This window comes from Alsobacter sp. P4_H11, from assembly GCF_056400925.1.
In genome coordinates this window covers 5,001-6,525 of sequence record NZ_JBFUKI010000023.1, presented here as the reverse complement: position 1 = coordinate 6,525, position 1,525 = coordinate 5,001, and the positions used below count along the sequence as shown (strand labels likewise).

Sequence of the window (1,525 nt, the reverse complement as noted above, 5' to 3'; positions counted from 1 at the left end):
AAGGCGTTTCGCTAACCGCAAGGAGGCAGACGACCACGGTAGGGTCAGCGACTGGGGTGAAGTCGTAACAAGGTAGCCGTAGGGGAACCTGCGGCTGGATCACCTCCTTTCTAAGGATGCTTCTTCAGAGCGCGGCGGACTTGTTCGCCAGACCTATCGAAGCACTTGGAACAAACGAGCTCAGTCAGAGCTCACTTGCGGGACATAGCCGTCCTCGTTTCTCTTTCTTTCCGGATGAGCCCAGGGTTTGGGCGATTGGCCGCAAGGTTGATCGATCAAGCCAGGGAGATCTTGGGCTTGTAGCTCAGTTGGTTAGAGCGCGCGCTTGATAAGCGTGAGGTCGGAAGTTCGAGTCTTCCCAGGCCCACCATCTTTAGTGCGCTCGCTTTGCGAGCTGGTTGACGCGTCGAAGGACGCGGCGGCCGGTCGGCCTAGTCCGAAGCCTTCGGCATCGGGTCTTCCAGCATTGAGTTTTAAGTCCTCATCACTCGCCTGCGGCGAGTGGGGCCATAGCTCAGTTGGGAGAGCGCGTGCTTTGCAAGCATGAGGTCGTCGGTTCGATCCCGTCTGGCTCCACCAGGCGGTTTGATCGTCGCGATCACGCCCCAACAACTCATCCGTTGAGAGAAAACAGAGCTTCTCGTTGGGCCTTGCCCGACGATGACCGATCTTTGACATCGTGAAGAGGGATCATGTCCGGACTTCGCATCCACTACACTGGATGCGTTGGCTGCCAGCGCCGTCGCCTGACCGCACGGACGCCGGACATGATCGAAGCAAACTGGTCTTTTCGAGCAATGCGTTCGAAGGGTCTGGGCAGGGCCTTGTGGTCTTGCCATCCGCGCCGAGCGGAATGACCTTGAGACAACCCGACCACCATGACACGTGGGCCGGGAGCGATCGCGCAAGCGATCGCCAAACGAGCATTGTTCATGAGAACGATCAAGTGTCATAAGGGCATTCGGTGGATGCCTTGGCGCTGAGAGGCGATGAAGGACGTGGTACGCTGCGATAAGCCTTGGGGAGCTGCGAACGAGCTTTGATCCGAGGATTTCCGAATGGGGAAACCCACCTTCGACCACTCTCATTGTGACCCAGTCGAGCGATCGTCTGGGTTGGATTGAGCGTGGTCAATGGAGGTATTTGTTCCTGAATCCATAGGGAACAAAGGCGAACCCGGGGAACTGAAACATCTAAGTACCCGGAGGAAAGGACATCAACGAGACTCCGTTAGTAGTGGCGAGCGAACGCGGACCAGGCCAGTGCTTTGTGTGATCGAACCGGAACCGTCTGGAAAGTCGGGCCTTAGCGGGTGATAGCCCCGTACGGGTGTTGAGATCATGAAGACATGAGTAGGGCGGGACACGTGAAATCCTGTCTGAACGTGGGGGGACCACCCTCCAAGCCTAAGTACTCCTCAGCGACCGATAGCGAACCAGTACCGTGAGGGAAAGGTGAAAAGCACCCCGACGAGGGGAGTGAAACAGCACCTGAAACCGGATGCCTACAAACAGTAGGAGCCCAA

General features: G+C 57.3%; 2 tRNA genes and 2 rRNA genes (1 of these 4 running past the window's edge). All 4 read left to right on the top strand.

Annotated elements, in window-relative coordinates:
• Positions 1 to 110 (top strand): 16S ribosomal RNA (locus AC1DSZ_RS24235); the annotation flags it as partial.
• A 183-nt stretch (positions 111 to 293) separates the two neighbouring features.
• Positions 294 to 370 (top strand) — tRNA-Ile (locus AC1DSZ_RS24230).
• 133 nt (positions 371 to 503) lie between these two features.
• Positions 504 to 579 (top strand) — tRNA-Ala (locus tag AC1DSZ_RS24225).
• Positions 580 to 940: 361 nt separating this feature from the next.
• A 23S ribosomal RNA gene (locus tag AC1DSZ_RS24220) occupies positions 941 to 1,525 on the top strand (it continues 2,220 nt past the right edge of the window).